The sequence below is a fragment of the Streptomyces sp. H51 genome (assembly GCF_035656535.1).
Lineage (GTDB): Bacteria > Actinomycetota > Actinomycetes > Streptomycetales > Streptomycetaceae > Streptomyces.
The window spans coordinates 136,942-156,257 of the sequence record NZ_JAYMHD010000079.1 but is presented as its reverse complement, the minus strand read 5'-3'; the positions used below and the strand labels follow the sequence as shown (position 1 = coordinate 156,257).

Genomic DNA, 19,316 nt, shown 5'->3' with positions numbered 1-19,316 from the left:
GAGGAAGCATGCCTGCTCAGCAGCGGATCGCACCGCTGTCCTTCGCGCAGCAACGACTCTGGTTCCTCGACCGGCTGGAACCCGGCAGTCCCGAGTACACCGTGGCGCTGGCCTGGCGCCTGACCGGCGACCTGCGCGCCGAGGCGCTGCGGGACGCCCTGGCGACGGTCGTGGCCCGGCACGCCGTGCTGCGCACCCGTTTCGAGGTCACCGACGACGTGCCGCACCAGGTCGTCCTGGACGAGGTCCCGGTCGAGCTGCCGGTCGTCCCCGTGGACGGTTTCCGGACCGCCGAAGCGGCGCTCGGCACGCTGGCGGAGCGGCCGTTCGACCTCGCCACCGCGCCGCTGTGGCGGGCTGTGCTGCTGCGCACGGGCCCGCGGGAACACGTATTCGGGCTGACCGTGCACCACAGTGTCTTCGACGCCGAGTCCGTTCGGAATCTGGTGGCCGAGATCGGTGCCTGCTACGACGCCGCGGTGGCCGGGACCCGGCCCGTGCTGCCGGAACTGACCCGCAGCTATGCCGCCTACGCCGAGGAGCAGCGGGCGGGGCTCGGCGGCGCGATGCTGGAGGCGGACCTCGCGTACTGGCGGGACGTGCTGACCGGTGTACCGCCGCTGGACCTGCCCACCGACCGGCCCCGGCAGGCCGGCGCCGCCGCCGACGGCGCGGCGGTCGAGTTCACCGTGGCGGCCGACGTGACGGCGCGGCTGCGCACCATGGCCCATGCGCGCCGGGCCACGCTGTTCATGGTCCTGACCGCCTGCGTGCAGCTGCTGCTGGGTCGCTGCGCCGGCCAGGACGACGTGGCGATCGGCACCCCGATCGCGCACCGCGACGACCCGGACCTCGAACCGCTGATCGGCTTCTTCGTCAACACCCTCGTGCTGCGTGGCGACCTGTCGGGCGATCCGACGTTCGAGGAGCTGCTGGAGCGGGTCCGCGACCGCGTGCTGGACGCCTGGGACCACGCCGACCTGCCCTTCGAGCGGCTCGTCGAGGAACTGCACCCCGAACGCGATCTCACCCGCAGCCCGCTCTTCCAGGTGATGCTCGTCCTCAACACGGCCGGCGGCGACCCGGTGCTGAGCGGCCTTGACGTCGAGGAGATCCCTGTCGGCATCACCCGCTCGAAGTTCGACCTGACCTTCGCGCTGGTCGACGGCCTGACGCTGGACGGCGAACTGCGCTACAACACCGGGCTGTTCGACGCCGACCGGATGGAACGCATGGCCGGCCACCTGCTCACGCTGCTCGCTGCGGTGGCCGAGCGCCCGCAGGCCCCGCTGTCCGAGCTGCCGCTGCTCACCGACGCCGAGTACCGGCAGACCGTCGAGGAGTGGAACGACACCGGCGCCCCGCGGCCCGCCGGTCCCGCCCTGCACCGGCTCGTCGAAGAGCAGGCGCACGAGGCGCCGGACCGGCCCGCGGTGGTGGACGCGGACGGCACCACCTGGACCTACGGTGAGCTGAACGGGCGGGCCAACCGGCTGGCGCACCGCCTCATCGGGCTGGGGACCGGCCCGGAGGACCTGGTCGCCCTGTGCCTGCCGCGCTCGGCCGACTCCGTGGTCGCCCGGCTGGCCGTGCTGAAGACCGGTGCCGCCTACCTGGCACTCGACACGGCGGCGCCCGCCGACCGGCTGCGCCTGCTCCTCGACGACGCCGGGCCCGTCCTCGTGCTGGCCCGCCGCGACACGGCCGACGTGCTCCCGGGCAGCGCGGGACGTCCGGTGCTGCTGATCGACGCGGCCTCCACCGACACATCGCCGGACGTCGATCCGGACGTTCGGGTGCGCCCGGACGGCGCCGCGTACGTCACGTACACCTCCGGCTCCACCGGCCGGCCCAAGGGCGTCGTCACCACCCACGGCAACGCCGTCTCCCACCTGCAATTCCTGCGCGAGGAGTACGGACTCGGCCCGCGGGACTCGGCACTCGCCCTGGCCGGCGACGGCTTCGACGCCTCGGTCCGGGAGGTCTTCGGCGCCCTCGGCTCCGGCGCCCGCCTGGTCATGGCGGCTCCCGACGCCGCCCGTGACCCGGCAGGGGTCGTCGCCGCCGTAGTCGGAGGGGACGTCACCGTACTGCTCAGCGTGGTGCCGTCGCTGCTGTACGAACTCGCCGACGTCCCGGTGCGGCCGGGCTCACTGGACGGACTGCGGCTGGTGCTGTGCAGCGGTGAACGACTGCGCGCCGACCGGATCGCCCACTGCCCCTGGCTGCACGACCGCGTCGTCAACCAGTTCGGCCCCACCGAGACCACCATGACCACCACCCGCACCCGCGCCCCCCGGCACGACGACTGGACCTATCCCGTCGGCCGCCCCATCACCGGCAGCCGCGTCTACGTCCTCGACCCACACCTCAGCCCCTGCCCCATCGGCGTGCCCGGCGAACTGTTCATCGGCGGCACCGGCATCGCACGCGGCTACCTCGGACAGCCCGCCCTCACCGCCGAACGCTTCCTCCCCGACCCCTTCACCCCCGGACGCCTCTACCGCACCGGCGACATCTGCCGCTGGACCGCGGACGGCCGACTCGAACACCTCGGACGCACCGACCACCAGATCAAGATCCGCGGCATGCGCATCGAACCCGGCGAGATCGAAACCCGGCTGCGCGAGACCGAGGGGGTCTCGGACGCGGTCGTGGTCGCACGGACCGACGCGCAGGGTGACCCGAGCCTGATCGGCTACGCCGTGGCCGAGCGGTCCGCGCTTCCGGCCGTCCGCGCGCGACTGCGGGCCGTGCTGCCCGCCCACCTGGTGCCCGCCGCCATCGTGGCGCTGGACGCGCTGCCGCTGACACCGAACGGCAAGGTGGACCGGCGTGCGCTGCCGGATCCGGGCGCGTCCCGCGCCGGCCTCGCGCCTGAATTCGTCGCCCCGCGCGACGCCGTGGAGCGTGCCGTGGCCGCGGTCTGGTGCGAGGTGCTGGGCCTGGAACTGGTAGGTGTCCACGACGACTTCTTCGATCTGGGCGGCCATTCGCTGCTGGCGACACGGGTGGTGTCCCGCATGGGCCGGGAGACCGGCGCCGAGGTTCCGTTGCGGGCCCTGTTCGAGACGCCGACGATCGCCGCGCTCGCGGCCCGCGTCAAGCGGGCCGGGCAGGGAGCGCGGGTGGCGGCACCGATGGGCCGGGCCGATCGCGGCGGTCCGCTGCCGCTGTCCTTCGCTCAGCAGCGTCTTTGGTTCCTCGACCAGTTGGAGCCCGACGGCACCGAGTACGTCATCCCGGTCGCCTGGCGGCTGACCGGCGCTCTGGACACCGCCGCGCTGCGGTCCGCGCTCGCCTGGGTGGTCGCCCGCCACGAGGTGCTGCGGACCGCGTTCCGCGTCGAGGACGACGAGCCGGTGCAAACGGTCCTCCCGTCCGTTCCCGTGGACCTGCCGGTGCTGCCCTACGACGCCGTGGCGCTGCGGTCCATGGCCGGCGAGCCGTTCGACCTCGGTCGCGCGCCCCTGTGGCGGGCCGCGCTCTTCCGCGAGGACCCGCAGGACCACGTCCTGCTTCTCGTGCTGCACCACTGTGTGGCGGATGCCTGGTCGGTCGGGGTGCTGGTGGATGAGCTCGGCCTCGCCTACCGTGCCGCTCTCACCGGCACCGTCCCGGACCTGCCGGACCTCGCGGTGCAGTACGCCGACTACGCCGCCTGGCAACGCGGCTGGCTGACCGGCGACGTACTGGAAACCCAACTCGCTTATTGGCGCGACACCCTGGCGGACCTGGAACCGCTGGAACTGCCGACCGACCGCCCCCGGACAGCCGTCCGGTCCACAACGGGCGCCGGTGTCGATCTCACGGTGCCACGCAAGGACGTCGACCGGCTCGAAGAACTGGCCCGCCGGCACGGAGTCACCCTGTTCATGGTGGTGCTGGCCTGCTTCCAGGCACTGCTGGCCCGCCACTCGGGACAGGACGACATCGCGGTGGGCACCCCCATCGCCGGACGCAACCGAGCCGAGACCGAACCCCTCATCGGCTTCTTCGTCAACACCCTCGTCCTGCGCACCGACCTCTCCGGCGACCCGACCTTCACCGAACTCCTCACCCGCGTACGCGACGTCACCCTCGACGCCTACGAACACCAGGACCTGCCCTTCGAACGCCTCGTCGAAGAACTCCGCCCCGAACGCGACCTCGCCCGCACCCCCCTCTTCCAGACCATGCTCTCCCTCGACACCACCCAGCAAGCCACCTGGGACCTCCCCCACATCCACACCGAGGACCACCCCCTGTCCGTCAGCACCGCCAAGTTCGACCTCACCGCCGCGTTCACCGACACCCCCGACGGCCTCCACGGCACCCTCCGCTACAGCACCGCCCTCTTCGACACCGACCGCATGCGGCGTTTCAGTGCCCAACTGCGCACCCTGTTCGCCACCGTCACGGCCGAGGACCGGCTGTCGGACCTGCGGCTGCTGCCCGACGCGGAACTCGAACTCGTCACGCGTACCTGGAACGAGACGGCGGTGCCCACCGACGACCGCCCGGTCCACGACCTGGTCGCGGCGCGCGCCGCGATCGCACCCGACGCGGTCGCGGTCACCGACGGCAGCACGACGCTGACGTTCGGCCAGGTCGAGGAACGCGCCTCACGACTGGCCCGCGCCCTGCGCGCCTGCGGCGTCGGCCCCGACGACGTGGTGGGGCTGTGCATGCCGCGCTGCGCCGAGGCGGTGGTGGCGATGCTCGCCGTGCTCAAGGCGAGCGGCGCCTACCTCCCCCTGGATCCCGACCACCCCGCCGACCGCACCGCGTTCATGCTGGAGGAGACCTCGGCCCAGGTGGTGCTGACCCACGGCGCCCGCGGTGCCGCGGTGCCCGGTGACTACCGGGGCCGCGTGATGGACGTCGACGCCGGTCTCTCCCCGCCTCCCGATGCCGGCCGGCCCGACCGCGGCCCGCGGGTGCACCCGGCGGGGCTCGCGTACGTCATCTACACCTCCGGTTCCACCGGCCGGCCCAAGGGCGTGCAGATCACGCACGGCGGTCTCGCCAACTACCTTCGCTGGGCCTGTGCCACGTACGGGCCCGGGGGCGCGGGCGGCGCGGTGCTGCACTCGCCGCTCGTCTTCGACATGTCCGTCACCAGCGTCTTCGTGCCGCTGCTGACCGGGCAGCCGGTGCACGTCCTCCCGCGGGAGGCGGGGCCCGCCGACCTGGTGGGTGCCTGCGAGGGCACCGGGGCCGGGCTCCTCAAACTGACCCCCGCGCACATCACGCTGCTCGGCGGAACCGGCGAAGGCCGCGCCCGGACTTCGCCGACCACACTCGTCCTCGGCGGCGAGGATCTTCCGGTCGCGCTCGCCAACCGCGCGTTCGCCGCCTTCCCGTCGGCCACCCGGCTCGTGAACGAGTACGGCCCGACCGAGACCGTCGTCGGCTGCGCGGCGCACACCCTGCACGGCCCGGCGCCCGACACCGGCGGCGGCGTCCCGATCGGGCGTCCCATAGCCAACACCCGGCTGTACGTGCTCGACCGGGACATGGGCCCCTGCCCGGTCGGAGTGCCCGGCGAGCTGTACGTCGGGGGTGCCGGGCTCGCCCGTGGCTACCTCGGCCGGCCGGGCCTGACCGCGGAGCGGTTCGTGCCCGACCCGTTCGGTGGTGGGCGCCTGTACCGCACCGGCGACGTCTGCCGGTGGACCGCGGGCGGGGAACTGGAGTACCTGGGCCGCGCCGACGACCAGGTCAAGATCCGCGGTTTCCGGATCGAGCCGGGAGAGATCGAGGCCCGCCTCCTCGCCCTGGACCAGGTGCGCGAGGCCGTCGTCCTGGCCCGCGAGGACACCCCCGGCAACCGCCGGCTCCTCGCCTACCTCGTCACCGACGGCGAGGGGCCCGGCGTGCCGAGGCTGCGGGCCTGGCTCGCCGCCGCGATGCCCGCCTACATGATCCCCGCCGCGTTCGTGGTGCTGCCGGAGCTGCCGCTGACCGCCGGCGGCAAGGTGGACCGGTCGGCGTTGCCCGTCCCGGACTCGGCCCGGCCGGAACTGGCCACCGCGTTCGTCGCACCCCGCACACACACCGAGCAGGACATCGCCGCGGTGTGGACGCAGGTCCTCGGCGTGGACCAGGTCGGCGTGCACGACGACTTCTTCGCCCTGGGCGGTCACTCCCTGCTGGCCACCCGGGTGGTGTCCCGGCTGGCCAGGGACCGCGGCGTCCGCGTACCGCTGCGGGCCGTCTTCGAAGCACCCACCGTCGCCGGACTGGCAGCCCGGATCGACGCCGCGCCCGACGCCACCGGACGGCTCCCGGTCATCGGACCGGCGGATCGGTCCGAGCCGCTGCCGCTGTCCTTCGGCCAGCAACGCCTGTGGTTCCTGGACCAGCTCGCCCCCGGAAGCGCCGAGTACGTCGTCCCCATGGCATGGCGCCTGCGCGGGCCCGTGAACGCCGAAGCGCTGCGGTCGGCTCTGGCAGCGGTCGTCGACCGCCACGAAGTGCTGCGCTCAGCGGTGTCCGTGACCGACGGTCAGGCCCGGCTGCGGATCGAGGATTCCGTACCCGTGGACCTGCCGGTCGTCGACGCCGGCGACCGGCTCGACGACATCGTCGGCGAACTGGTCCGCCGCCCCGTCGGTCTCTCCCACCCGCCCCTGTGGCATGCCGCCCTGGTCCGCGTGTCGGCGACCGACCACGTCCTCGTCCTGGTCTTCCACCACTGTGTGGCGGATGCCTGGTCGGTCGGGGTGCTGGTGGATGAGCTCGGCCTCGCCTACCGTGCCGCTCTCACCGGCACCGTCCCGGACCTGCCGGACCTCGCGGTGCAGTACGCCGACTACGCCGCCTGGCAGCGCGGCTGGCTGACCGGCGACGTACTGGAAACCCAACTCGCTTATTGGCGCGACACCCTGGCGGACCTGGAACCGCTGGAACTGCCGACCGACCGCCCCCGGACAGCCGTCCGGTCCACAACGGGCGCCGGTGTCGATCTCACGGTGCCGCGCAAGGACGTCGACCGGCTCGAAGAACTGGCCCGCCGGCACGGAGTCACCCTGTTCATGGTGGTACTGGCCTGCTTCCAGGCACTGCTGGCCCGCCACTCGGGACAGGACGACATCGCGGTGGGCACCCCCATCGCCGGACGCAACCGAGCCGAGACCGAACCCCTCATCGGCTTCTTCGTCAACACCCTCGTCCTGCGCACCGACCTCTCCGGCGACCCGACCTTCACCGAACTCCTCACCCGCGTACGCGACGTCACCCTCGACGCCTACGAACACCAGGACCTGCCCTTCGAACGCCTCGTCGAAGAATTCCGCCCCGAACGCGACCTCGCCCGCACCCCCCTCTTCCAGACCATGCTCTCCCTCGACACCACCCGGCAAGCCACCTGGGACCTCCCCCACATCCACACCGAGGACCACCCCCTGTCCGTCAGCACCGCCAAGTTCGACCTCACCGCCGCGTTCACCGACACCCCCGACGGCCTCCACGGCACCCTCCGCTACAGCACCGCCCTCTTCAACACCGGCCGCATGCGACGTATGGCCGGGCACCTCGTCAATCTGCTGACCTCGGTGGCCGCGTCCCCCGGCAGCCGGCTGTCGGACCTGCCGATGCTGTCCTCGGCCGAACTCGGCCTGGTCACCGGCGCCGCCGGCCGCGCTGCGGTGACCGCCGCGGCGCCGGTCACGACGCTGCACGCCCTGGTCGAACGGCATGCCCGCCGCCGACCGGAGCGTCCGGCCGTCAGCGACACCGACGGCACGACGCTGACGTACGGCGAGCTCAACGCCCGCGCCAACCGCCTCGCCCACCACCTGCGCGCCCTCGGCGTCGGCCCGGACACCCTGGTGGGCGTCTGCCTGCCGCGCGACGCGCGGACCGTGGTCGCGCTGCTCGCCGTGCTCAAGGCGGGCGGCGCCTACCTCCCCCTGGATCCGGACTACCCCGCCGACCGCACCGCGTTCATGGTCCGCGACGCGGGTGCCCGGATCGTGCTCACCGGCGGGGACGCCGCCGGCGGCCTGCCCGGCCTGCTCGTGGACCTCGACCGCGAGCCGGCCGGTGACCTGCCGGACCACGACCCCGCGCCGGTGGCCGGCCCGGACCATCTCGCGTACGTCATCTACACATCCGGCTCGACCGGCCGGCCGAAAGGCGTCCTGACCAGCCACCGCAACGCCGTCCGGCTCTTCGACGTCACGCAGGAGACGTTCGCCTTCGGCGAGGACGACGTGTGGCTGTCCACGCACAGCTACGCCTTCGACTTCTCGGTCTGGGAGATCTGGGGCGCCCTGACCCGCGGCGGGCACGTCGTGGTCGCCTCCCAGAGCGTCGCCCGCGACCCCGAACGGCTCGCGGCGGTCGCCGCGAAGTACGACGTGACCATGCTCAGCCAGACGCCGACCGCCTTCCACCACCTGATGGGTCCGCTGCTCGACGCGGGCGCCGGCGCCCTGCGGCATGTGGTCTTCGGCGGCGAGGCGCTGGACCTGGCCGCTCTGCGCCCGTGGTACGCCGACCCGCGTTCCGCCGGGAGCACGCTCGTCAACATGTACGGCATCACCGAGACCACCGTGCACGTCACGGTGCTCGCCCTGGACGCCGGCACGCGGGGTGACGCGGCCGTCAGTCCCATCGGGGTGCCGCTGGCGGATCTGCGCGCGTACGTCCTGGGTCCCGCGATGGACGTGTGTCCGGTCGGAGTGCCCGGCGAGCTGTACGTCGGGGGTGCCGGGCTCGCCCGTGGCTACCTCGGCCGGCCGGGCCTGACCGCGGAGCGGTTCGTGCCCGACCCGTTCGGCGGTGGGCGCCTGTACCGCACCGGCGACGTCTGCCGGTGGACCGCGGGCGGGGAGCTGGAGTACCTGGGCCGCGCCGACGACCAGGTCAAGATCCGCGGTTTCCGGATCGAGCCGGGAGAGATCGAGGCCCGCCTCCTCGCCCTGGACCAGGTACGCGAGGCCGTCGTCCTGGCCCGCGAGGACACCCCGGGCAACCGCCGGCTCGTCGCCTACCTCGTCACCGACGGCGAGGGGCCCGGCGTGCCGAGGCTGCGGGCCTGGCTGGAGGACACCCTGCCCCCGTACATGGTCCCGGCCGCTTTCGTGGTGCTGCCGGAGCTGCCGCTGACGGCCAGCGGCAAGGTCGATCGCCGGTCGCTGCCCGACCCCGGGGCGGCGCGGCCCGACCTGGGCAGCAGGTACGCGGAACCGCACACCCCGGTCGAACGGGCCATCGCCGCCGCCTGGTGCGAGGTGCTGGGCATCGACCGTGCGGGTCTGCACGACAACTTCTTCGACCTCGGTGGTGACTCGATCCTCAGCATCCAGATCGTCGCCCGTGCCGCGCGGCACGGCATCCGGCTGACCCCCCGTATGGTCTTCGACCATCAGACCATCGCCGAACTCGCGGCCGCCGCGGGGACCGCGCCGGTGCCGCTCGCGGATCAGGGCACGGTGACCGGACGGGCGCCGCTCACCCCGATCCAGCACTGGTTCTTCGCCCGGGACCTGCCGGAGCGCCACCACTACAACCAGTCCGTCCTGGTGAAGGTGCCGTCAGGTCTCGACGAGGCGGCGGCCGGCACGCTGGTACGGGCACTGGTCGCCCACCACGACGCGTTGCGCATGCGTTTCCCGCGGCACGACGGCGCCCTGGTCCAGGAGAACGCGGCGCAGGAGACGGCGCCGCTGCTGTGGGTCGCCGACCTGTCCGGCGACCCCGGCAGGCTGACCGCCGAGGCCGACCGGCTCCAGGCGAGCCTGGACCCGGTGGCGGGCCCGGTGTTCCGGGCGCTGCTGGCCGACCTCGGGGAGCACGGCCGCCGGCTGCTGCTGGTGGCCCACCACCTCGTCGTCGACGGCGTGTCGTGGCGGATTCTGCTGGAGGACCTGGAGACCGGGTACCGGCAGCTGACCGCCGGCCGGCCGGTGCGGCTGCCGGACAAGACGACGCCGTTCCTCCAGTGGGCGCGGCTCCTGGACGCCTATGCCGACTCGCCCGCGGCCACCGCGGAACTGGCGTACTGGCGCAGCGCGGGTACCGGGTCGCCACGCGTGCCGTCGGACACGCCCGGTGGCGCGAACAGCGTCGCCTCGGAGGCCGTCGAGAGCCGCGAGCTGACGCGTGAGCGCACCCGTGCGCTGCTCACCGAGGTGCCCGCCGCCCACCGCGTGCAGATCAACGACGTGCTGCTGAGCGCGCTCGCGCTGACTCTCGCCGACCGCGTCGACGGCGACCGCATGGCGGTCGACGTCGAGGGCCACGGCCGTGAGGACGTGGTGCCCGGCGCCGACATCTCCCGCACGGTCGGTTGGTTCACCGCCCTCCACCCGGTCTTCCTCGGCGTGCGCCGGGGCCGGGGCCTCGATGCGGTGCTGAAGGAGACCAAGCAGACACTGCGCGAGGTGCCGCACGGCGGTGTGGGGCACGGCGTGCTGAAGAACTGCGGCGGCCGGCCAGGCGCCGACCTCGTCGACTCCGCCGGTCAGGTGCTGTTCAACTACCTCGGCCGGTTCGACAACGTACTGTCCGCCGACCGCGCGTTCGCCGCCGCGCCGGAGTCCAAGGGACGCCACCAGGCCGCCTCCGGCACCCGTTCGCACGTGCTCGAACTCAACTCCGAGGTCAGCGACGGCGTCTTCCGTGTCCGCCTGGGCTACTCGCGCGACCTGCACGGCCGGGACTTCGCCCGCCGCTTCGCCGACGACTACCTCGCCCACCTCGAAGCCCTGATCGACCACTGCCTGACGTCCGGCACCACCGCAGCCGTCCCGGCGGACTTCCCGCTGGCCGGCCTCGACCAGGAAACCCTCGACGCGATCCTCACCGAGTACGGAAAGGGTGAATGATGGCCAGGCCGGCACTGGAGAACATCCTCCCGTTGTCCCCGATGCAGGAGGGCATGCTCTTCCACTCCCTGATGGACCCGGACGGCGGGGTGGACTTCGAGCAGCTGCTGTACCGCCTCGACGGGGACCTGGACGTGGCCGCGTTCACCGCGGCCTGGCAGGCGGTGAGCGACCGCCACACCGCCCTGCGGGTCCGCCTGGTGTGGCGCGGTGTGGAACGCCCCCTGCAACTCGTCGAACGCGGCGTCACCGTACCGGTGACCGTCCTGGACTGGTCCGCCGACCCCGAGGCCGGGCGGCAGAAGCGGCTGGAGCGGCTGCTGGAGGAGGACCGCGCCGCCGGTTTCGACCTCTCCCGGGCGCCGCTGCTGCGTATCACCCTGATCCGGACCGGCGCGCGCGCCCACCGGATGGTGCTCAGCTTCCACCACGTGCTGCTCGACGGCTGGAGCGTGCGGCTCGTGCTGCGCGAGGTCATGGCGTGCTACCGCGCCGCACTGCGCGGCGAGCCGCACGGCCTGGAGCCGGCGCCCGACTACGCCGCGTTCATCCGCTGGCTCGGCGCTCAGGACGCGGAGGAGGCCCGACGGTACTGGAAGGCCGAACTCGGCGGCTTCACCACGCCGACGCGCATCGTGGGCGAGCGGCCCACCGGCGAGACCGGGTTCGCCACCGAGGGCATCGCGTTCGACGCGGAGGAGACCCGGCGGCTGCGGGAGACCGCCCGCCGCGAGCGGGTCACCGTCAACACCCTGCTGCTCGGCGCCTGGGGACTGCTGCTGTCGCGCTACAGCGGCAACGCCGATGTGGTGTTCGGCGCGACGACGAGCACCCGCCCGGCCGAGCTGCCCGGTGTCGAGTCCATGGTCGGCCTCATGATCAACACCCTGCCGACGACCGTCCGGGTCCGTCCCTCCGAACGCGTCGGGGACTGGCTGCGCGGGGTGCAGGACAGCCAGCAGCGGGCCCGGCAGTTCGACTACACCCCGCTCGTCGAGGCACAGGCGAGCAGCGGCGTCCCGCAGGGCAGCGTGCTCTTCGACACCCTGCTGGTGTTCGAGAACTACCCGGCCGCCCGCCCGCAGGACACGTCGGCCGACGGCCTGGAGATGACGCCCGAGGGGGCGGTGGAGCGCAACGGTTACCCGCTGAGTGTGGTTGCCGCCGCGCGGGACGTGCTGCGGGTCGAGATCACCTACGACCGGGCGCTGTTCGACGCCGGGCGGATCGCGCGTATGGCGGGTCACCTGCGCACCGCGGTCAACGGTCTGGCCGCCGGCCCGGACGCCGCCGTCGCCGAGGTACCGATCCTGCCGCCCGAGGAGTGGCACACGGTCGTCCACGGCTGGAACGACACGGCCGCGCCCTTCCCCGACGACGCCACCGTGCAGGAACTCTTCGAGCGGTGGGCGGCGAAGCAGCCGGACGCCCCTGCCCTGCACGACGTCGACGGCACGACCTGGACGTACGGCGAGCTCAACGCCCGGGCCAACCGCCTCGCCCACCACCTGCGTGCTCTCGGCGCCGGCCCCGAACGCTGCGTCGGCCTGTGCGCGTCGGCGTCCGTCGAGGCGGTCACGGGCATCCTGGGCATCCTCAAATCAGGTTCCGCCTACGTGCCGCTCGATCCGTCGTATCCGGAGCAGCGGTTGGCGTTCATGCTTCAGGACACCGCAGCCGATCTCGTCGTCGCCGAGGCCGGAGCGGTGTCCGCGCTGCCCGGGGACCACCGCGATCGCGCCATCGTCCTCGACCCGCAGGTCACCGTGGCGGCCGGGCTGCCGGAGACCGACCCGGTGCCCCGCACCGGCGCGGACCATCTCGCGTACGTCATGTACACCTCTGGATCGACCGGGCGGCCCAAGGGCACCCTCATCCCTCATCGGGGACTGGTCAACTACCTGTGGTGGTGCATCGAGGGCTACGGTCTCGGCGGCGCGTCCGGCGCGCCGATGCTGGGTTCCATCGCCGCCGACCTCGGCATGCCCAACTACCTGCTGCCGCTGATCGGCGGCAAGGACGTCACGCTGCTGCCGACCGAGCGCAGCCTGGACTCGCTGCGCGAGCGCCTGCTGCGCCCTGCCGACTTCAGCCTGTTGAAGATCACTCCGGGTCACCTGGACGTGCTGCGGGCCTCCATGAACGACGAGCGTGTGGAGTCGGTGCGCACGTTCGTGGTGGGCGCCGACGAGGTCAAGCCGGAGACTCTGGCGGCCTGGCGCCGTGTCGCGCCGGGGGCCCGCCTCATCAACGAGTACGGCCCGACGGAGACGGTCGTCGGATGCTCGGTCTACGTGGCCGGCGACGATTTCGACCCCTCGGTACCCGTGCCGATCGGGCGGCCGATCGCGAACATCCGGATGTACGTGCTGGACGAAGACATGGCGCCGCTGCCGGCCGGCGTCGTCGGCGAACTGTTCATCGGTGGCGTCGGCGTGGCGCGCGGCTACCTCGGACGGCCCGGCCTGACCGCGGAGCGGTTCGTGCCGGATCCGTTCGTCCCCGGTCGCCTCTACCGCACCGGCGACCTGGCCCGGTTCCGCGCCGACGGCGAACTGGAGTTCCTGGGACGCGCCGACAACCAGGTCAAGATCCGCGGCTACCGCGTCGAACTCGGCGAGGTCGAGGCGCGGTTGCTGTCCTGTGAGGGCGTCACGGAGGCGGTGGTGGCGGCCCGGGAGGACACCCCCGGCGACCGCCGCCTGGTGGCGTACCTGGTCACCGACGGCCGGTCCGTCCCGATCACGCGGGTCCGCGAGTGGCTGCGGGAGACGCTGCCGGAGCACATGGTGCCCGCCGTCTTCGTGACGATGCCGGAGCTTCCGCTGTCGGGCATCGGCAAGGTGGACCGGTCGGCGCTGCCCGCCCCGGACTCGGCCCGGCCGGAGTTGGGCACGGCGTTCGTCGCGCCGCGCACGAAGACGGAACGGGACATCGCCGCTGTCTGGGGCGAGGTTCTCGGGGTGGACAGCGTGGGCGTGCGGGACGACTTCTTCGCGCTGGGCGGCCACTCGCTGCTGGCCACCCGGGTGGTGTCCAGGCTCGCCAGGGACTGCGGTGTGGAGGTGCCGCTGCGGGCGGTCTTCGAGGCGCCCACGGTGGCCGGGCTGGCGGCGTACGTGGACGGCGCGGCGGGCGGCGCGGGTCCGGACACCGCGATCGGGGCGGCGGACCGCGGCGGGCCGCTGCCGTTGTCGTTCGGTCAGCAGCGGCTGTGGTTCATGGACCAGCTCGATCCGGGCAGCGTGGAGTACGTCGTGCCGATGGCGTGGCGGCTGCGCGGACCGGTGGACGTGGCGGCGCTGCGTTCCGCGCTCGCCGCGGTCGTCGCCCGCCACGAAGTGCTGCGCTCGGCAGTGACCGCCGCCGAGGGCCGGGCCTGGCTGCGGATCGACGACTCGGTGCCGGTCGAGCTGCCCGTCGTCGAGGCCGGCGGCCGTCTCGACGAGGTCGTCGCCGAGTTGGCGCGCCGTCCCTTCGACCTGTCCCGGGCGCCGCTGTGGCACGCGGCACTGGTTCGCGAGTCGGCGACCGACCACGTTCTGCTGCTGGCGTTCCACCACAGTGTGGCCGACGCCTGGTCGGCCGGTGTCCTGGTGCGTGAGATCAGCGCGGGCTACCGGGCCGCTCTGGCCGGGACCGCCCTGGAGCTGCCCGCCTTGCCGGTGCAGTACGCGGACTACGCGGCGTGGCAGCGCGGTTGGCTGACCGGTGACGTGCTGGAGTCCCAACTCGCTTATTGGCGCGACATGTTGGGAGGTCTGGAACCGCTGGAGCTGCCGACCGACCGACCGCGGGCCGCTGTTCGGGCCACGCAAGGCGGAAGCGTGGACTTCGCGGTGCCCGCGGAGGTGACCGCCGGTCTGCGCCGGCTGGGTCAAGAACGCCACGTCACGTTGTTCATGGTGGTGCTGGCGTGTTTCCAGGCGCTGCTGGCCCGCCACTCGGGACAGGACGACATCGCGGTGGGCACCCCCATCGCCGGACGCAACCGAGCCGAGACCGAACCCCTCATCGGCTTCTTCGTCAACACCCTCGTCCTGCGCACCGACCTCTCCGGCGACCCGACCTTCACCGAACTCCTCACCCGCGTACGCGACGTCACCCTCGACGCCTACGAACACCAGGACCTGCCCTTCGAACGCCTCGTCGAAGAACTCCGCCCCGAACGCGACCTCGCCCGCACCCCCCTCTTCCAGACCATGCTCTCCCTCGACACCACCCAGCAAGCCACCTGGAACCTCCCCCACATCGACGCCGAGGACCACTCGCTGACGTCCGGCGAGGTGAAGGTGGACCTCACCGCGGCGCTCGCCGACACCGCCGACGGTCTGATCGGCACCTTGCGCTACAGCACGGCGCTCTTCGACGCCGACCGCATGGACCGCATGGCCCAGCATCTGAAGTGCCTCTTCGCGGCCGTCGCCGCCGACCCCGGGGTCCGGCTGTCGCAGATCCCCGTGCTGCCTGACGCCGAGTACCGCCAGGTCGTCCTCGCCCCGAACGCCACCGACCGCCCCCGGCCCACGCGCGCACTGCACGAACTGGTCACCGACGTGGCCGCGCGGCAGCCGGAGGCCGTGGCACTCGTCACGCCGGGCGGCCCCGACGTCAGCTACGGCGTGCTGGACGCCCGGGCCAACCGCCTCGCGCACCGGCTGCGCGCCCTCGGCGTCGGCCCGGAGTCCGTGGTGGGGATCTGCCTGCCGCGTTCCGCTGATGCCGTCACCGCCCAGCTGGCCGTGCTGAAGGCCGGTGGCGCCTTCCTCCCGCTGGACCCCGGCCTTCCCGCCGAACGCCTCGAACTCATGGCCGACGCCACGACGGCCGGTTTCGTCGTCACGTCCCGCCACGCCGCGTCGGCCGTGCCCGCGCGGCACCGCGAGGCCGCCGTGTACCTGGAGAGCGTGGACTGGTCCGCGCTCCCCGACAGCGCCCCGGCCGGGAGAACCGACGCAGACCACGCCGCCTACGTGATGTACACATCCGGCTCCACCGGCCGGCCCAAGGGTGTCGTCACCACACATGCCAACGCCGTCTCCCACCTGGAATTCCTGCGCGAGGAGTACGGACTCGGGCCGGCCGACACCCTCGCCGCCATCGCGGCTCCCGGCTTCGACGCCTCGGTCCGGGAGGTCTTCGGCGCCCTCGGCTCCGGCGCCCGCCTGCTCGTCACCCCGCCCGGCGCCGCGCAGGAGCCGCGGCAGGTCGCGGACCTGCTCGCCGAGTACCGGGTCACCGTGCTGCCCAGCGTGGTGCCGTCGCTGCTGTACGAACTCGCCGACGTCCCGGTGCGGCCGGGCTCACTGGACGGACTGCGGCTGGTGCTGTGCAGCGGTGAACGACTGCGCGCCGACCGGATCGCCCACTGCCCCTGGCTGCACGACCGCGTCGTCAACCAGTTCGGCCCCACCGAGACCACCATGACCACCACCCGCACCCGCGCCCCCCGGCACGACGACTGGACCTATCCCGTCGGCCGCCCCATCACCGGCAGCCGCGTCTACGTCCTCGACCCACACCTCAGCCCCTGCCCCATCGGCGTGCCCGGCGAACTGTTCATCGGCGGCACCGGCGTCGCACGCGGCTACCTCGGACAGCCCGCCCTCACCGCCGAACGCTTCCTCCCCGACCCCTTCACCCCCGGACGCCTCTACCGCACCGGCGACATCTGCCGCTGGACCGCGGACGGCCGACTCGAACACCTCGGACGCACCGACCACCAGATCAAGATCCGCGGCATGCGCATCGAACCCGGCGAGATCGAAACCCGGCTGGTGGGCCACGAGGCGGTCACCGAGGCCGTCGTCGTCGCCCGGGAGGACACCCCTGGGGAGCCGCGCCTGATCGGCTACCTCGTGGCCGCCCCGGGTGGTCGGCCGACCGTCGGCGAGTTGCGCTCCTGGCTGGAGCCGGCCCTGCCGGAGCACATGGTGCCCTCCGCGTTCGTCGTCCTGCCCGCGCTCCCCCGCACCCCCAACGGCAAGGTGGACCGCGCGGCGCTGCCCGCGGTCGGTGCCGAACGGCCCCACCTGGAGGCCGCGTTCATCGCCCCGCGGTCTCCGTGGGAGCAGGTGGTGGCCGCCGTGTGGGCCGACGTCCTCGATGTCGACGGGATCGGCCTGGACGACGACTTCTTCGACCTCGGCGGCCACTCCCTGCTGGCCGCCCACGTCATCGCCCGGATGCGTTCCCGGCACGGCGTCACCCTGCCCCTGCGTTCGCTGTTCGGCGCGCCCACGGTGCGGGAGTTCGCCGGCCTCATCGACCGTCCCGAGCCGGGACGGCAGAGCGCGCACGGTCTGGTCGACCTCACGTCCAGCACGGCGCCGCAGACGCTGTTCTGCGTCCACGAGGGCACCGGCAGCATCACCGGCTACTACGAGATGGCCCGCATGCTCCGCGACGAACTCGCGGTCACCGGTATCGAGTTCGACGAGTCCCTGGTCGACTCCGGCGCCCCCGACCCGCTCGCGGCCATGGCCTCGGCCTATGTGCGGCTGGTCACCGAGCGCCGGCCGAAGGGACCGTATCTGCTGTGCGGCTGGTCGATGGGCGGCGTCATCGCCTACGAGATGGCCGCGCAGCTGCACCGCGCCGGCCACGAGGTCGCCTGGGTCGGGCTCGTCGACTCCGTGGTGGCCGCCCCCGAGACGGCCAACCGGGACCGCGTCGACCGGCTGCTGGAGGAACTCCTGGACATGTCCGGCAGGATCCCCGAGCGGGAATGGGCCGACCGGGCGCCGGGCCTGCTGGCCGGGCACATGCGCCAACTGGACCTGCGCGAGGAGCAGATCGGCCTCGGCAAGGACGCGCTGGAGAAGCGCCTGCGGCGCAACCGCTTCTTCCGCGAGGCCAAACGCACCTACCGGCCGGTCCCCGCCGACGTGCCGCTGCACGTCCTCAGGGCCGAGAACGGCAACTGGGACCGGTCCTGGTTCGACGCCTGGCGTGACTACGCGCCGCGGACCGCGGTCACCGAGGTGCCCGGCACTCACCTCTCCGTCATGGAACGCCCGCACCTGGAGCGGGTCGTCGGCTGGCTGCGCGACACTCTGGAGGCAGGCCGTGACGATGCCTGAGGACCTGGACACGGAAGCCGACTCGGGCGCCGGCTCGCCGGCCTCGCCGGCCTCGCCGGCCCAGCAGGCCCAGCAGGCCGAACAGGCCGAACAGGCCGAACAGGCCGAACAGGCCGAACAGGCCCAGCAGGCCCAGCAGGCCGAGCAGGCCGTGGTGCCGCTGAGCCGCAACCGTGACTTCACCCTGCTGTGGATCAGCCAGCTCGCGTCCGTCCTCGGCAGCCGCATGGCGTACGTCGCCTACCCGCTGCTGGTGCTGTCCCTGACCGGCTCGCCCGTCATGGCCGGCCTCATCGGCACGGTGCGCGCCGCACCGCAGTGGATCCTGGGCCTGCCTGCCGGGCTCATCGCCGACCGGGTCGACCGCAAGCGGCTCATGCTGACCTGCGACCTGGTCTGCCTCATCGCCCTGACCACCCTCGTCGTCGGCCTGGCCACCGACCTGCTGACCTACCCCCAGGTGGTCGTCGTGGCCCTGGTGGAGGGCTCTGCCGCGGTGCTGTTCTCCCCGGCCGAGGTCTCCGCCCTGCGGCACGTCGTCCCCGCGTCACAGGTACGGGCGGCCACCGCGCGCAACGAGAGTCGCGAGTACGGCGCCATGCTCGCCGGACCTTCCCTCGGCGGCGCCCTGTTCGCCGTCTCGCGCTTCCTGCCGTTCCTCGGCGACGCCCTGTCCTACCTCGTCTCCTTCCTCACCGTCTCGGCGATCCGGACACCGTTCCGTTCCGCACCGGCCCGCGAGAAGCGGACAGAGGGCATCGTCCGGGGAATCGGAGTGGGCCTGTCATGGCTGGTGCGCCAGCGGTTCCTGCGCGCCAGCGTCCTGATGGTGGCGGCGAGCAACATGGTCGGCAACGCCATGCCGACGTTGATCATCGTCATCGCGCACGCACACGGCAGCTCGCCGGCTCTCGTCGGCGCCGTGCTCACCCTCTCCGGCGCGGGCGGCCTGATCGGCTCGGTCGTGGCCTCGTGGGCGGCGGACCGGGTGTCGGCGACGACGGTCGTCCTCGGCTTCCCATGGGTGTGGGCGGCACTGCTGCCCCTGCTCTTCCTGCCCGGCGGCGTCGTCGTGATGGGGGTCGTCTTCGGCCTGATGCTGGCTGTCGCGCCGCTGTGGAACTCCGTGATCTCCACGTACCGCATCGTCCTCGTGCCCGACGGACTCCAGGGGCGGGTGGACAGCGCCTGCCGGTTCTTCACCCAGTCCGTCAGCCTGCTCAGCCCCCTGGTGGCCGGCGTGCTGCTGGAGTACGCCGGCACCACCACGACGATCGTGTCGATGCTGGCCTGGATGGTGCTGCTCGGCCTCGTCGGGCTCATCATGCCCGTTCTGCGCAACCCCCCGCCGCTGCCCGGCGAGGACGCCGCCACTGCCTGACCCCGACCGTCACGTCCCCGCCCCCTTGCGGGCCGA

3 protein-coding genes are annotated in these 19,316 nt (G+C 72.9%); all 3 read left to right on the top strand.

What is annotated here, in order from left to right:
• Positions 1-8 precede the first annotated feature (8 nt).
• The 3 genes from VKA29_RS31230 to VKA29_RS31220 are packed head-to-tail and all read left to right on the top strand — an operon-like array spanning position 9 to position 19,280.
• A complete protein-coding gene (locus VKA29_RS31230) occupies positions 9-10,817 on the top strand; it encodes a non-ribosomal peptide synthetase (protein WP_324789365.1) in 10,809 nt (3,602 codons plus the stop codon).
• The gene (locus VKA29_RS31225; RefSeq protein ID WP_324789364.1) at positions 10,817-17,899 is read left to right on the top strand and encodes a non-ribosomal peptide synthetase; all 7,083 of its coding nucleotides are present in this window, start codon (positions 10,817-10,819) and stop codon (positions 17,897-17,899) included. The genes VKA29_RS31230 and VKA29_RS31225 overlap by 1 nt, the downstream gene beginning before the upstream one ends.
• Positions 17,892-19,280 (top strand): MFS transporter, encoded by a 1,389-nt coding sequence (locus VKA29_RS31220; RefSeq protein ID WP_324789382.1) that lies wholly within the window; start codon positions 17,892-17,894, stop codon positions 19,278-19,280. The genes VKA29_RS31225 and VKA29_RS31220 overlap by 8 nt, the downstream gene beginning before the upstream one ends.
• Positions 19,281-19,316: the final 36 nt, after the last annotated feature.

Bases quoted from the DNA above. Each gene is read 5' to 3' on its own strand.
- VKA29_RS31230 (WP_324789365.1), top strand. From the start codon at position 9: ATGCCTGCTCAGCAGCGGATCGCACCGCTGTCCTTCGCGCAGCAACGA.
- VKA29_RS31225 (WP_324789364.1), top strand. From the start codon at position 10,817: ATGGCCAGGCCGGCACTGGAGAACATCCTCCCGTTGTCCCCGATGCAG.
- VKA29_RS31220 (WP_324789382.1), top strand. From the start codon at position 17,892: ATGCCTGAGGACCTGGACACGGAAGCCGACTCGGGCGCCGGCTCGCCG.